This window comes from Okeania sp., from assembly GCF_983059655.1.
The window spans coordinates 3,531-5,083 of sequence record NZ_CEZPJD010000253.1 but is presented as its reverse complement, the minus strand read 5'-3'; the positions used below and the strand labels follow the sequence as shown (position 1 = coordinate 5,083).

Annotated in this window: 1 protein-coding gene; it reads right to left on the bottom strand. The window is 34.4% G+C overall.

Annotated elements, in window-relative coordinates:
- On the bottom strand, positions 1–775 hold a 775-nt coding region (locus tag AC3DU7_RS15465; protein WP_488040223.1), incomplete at its 3' end, for a CobW family GTP-binding protein.
- Between the last annotated feature and the right edge of the window lie 778 nt (positions 776–1,553).

The window sequence follows — 1,553 nt, the reverse complement described above, 5'->3', positions numbered from 1 at the left end:
CGTGATGATGATGGTCATGGTCATGGTCATGGCCGTGATGATGATGATCGTGGTCGTGGTCATGATGATCATGGTCGTGGTCATGGCTATGAGCTTCTTCTTTTATTTCAAAATACTTCTCCGACTCAAACAAACCCACACTGAGAATTAACGGCAAAGCTACTTGTGATTGGCTCGTCCTCATAATTCTCGCATCTTTTTTAACATCTCTAATCTTCACTTCTAATAATTCTAAATTTGCCTCCTCAACTAGGTCAGTTTTATTTAACAAAATAATATCGCCATAAAAAATTTGACTATATGCTGCCTGACTGTTAAACAAATCAAGACTGTAGTTAGCAGAATCGACCAAAGTAATAATTGAATCTAGGCGAGTCATATCTCGTAACTCAGTACCTAAAAAGGTTAAAGCTACTGGTAATGGGTCAGCTAAACCAGTCGTTTCTACAACCATATAATCAATTTTGTCTGGTCTTTCTAAAATTTTATAAACAGCATTAACTAAATCTTCATTAATAGTGCAGCAAACACAACCATTACTAAGTTCTACCATTGTGTCATCTCCATCGGTAGAAACAATTAACTCATTATCAATACCAATTTCTCCAAACTCATTGACTAAAACTGCAGTTTTTACACCTTGTTGATTTTGCAATATATGGTTGAGTAAAGTAGTTTTTCCACTACCAAGAAAACCTGTAATTATTGTCACTGGTAAACCATATTTTGGCATATCCATATTTGAAGTATTTAATTGAGTTGTTGTTGATTGCATAATTGTCCTGTTAAGTTACTTTAATGTTTATTGTTGAGCAGAAGTACAATTATTATAGTATCAATTTTCACGTTCTAAAATTTAGAGTATCTATAAGAAAAAATTAAATATAAAGTTGCCAGCTTAACAAGTGCAACTTGATTAGACATCTCCAATAATAAAAAATAAAATTAATTCTCCTACATACATCATTAATCCTTTCTCCCTACTCTCTACTCCTTCTTTTCTAGAGATGTTTATTAGTTATGAGTTTCTATGACTGAAGATTTATCCTACTGGTACAAATTATCATTCTGTGAAGCACCAAAAAAACCTGAATGGAAGGCAACAGGATTCTCAAAGTCAAAGAAAAAGTGGTAGTATTATGTTATTGGAGGTAACTCGCCCATACGCATGACTTTTTATTCAACGCAAAAAAGTTGTCGAGGGAAGAAGTACAGAGAAATAGGAGTTTGGTTTTAGACTTAGTTGCACAGTCAAGCTAGTGGGTAAACAGAAGATTTATCCTACTGGTACAAATTATCATTCTGTGAAGCACCAAAAAAAACTGAATGGAAGGCAACAGGATTCTCAAAGTCAAAAAAAATATGGTATTATTATGTTAGTGGGGGTAACTCGCCCATACATATGATTTTTTATTCAACACAAAAAAGTTATCGAGAGAAGAAGTACTGAAAAATAGGAGTTTAGATTTTATACCGATGTTAAAACCTACATTCCCTCCCTACTGCCTACTGCCTACTGCCTACTGCCTACTGCCTACTGCCTACTGCCTACT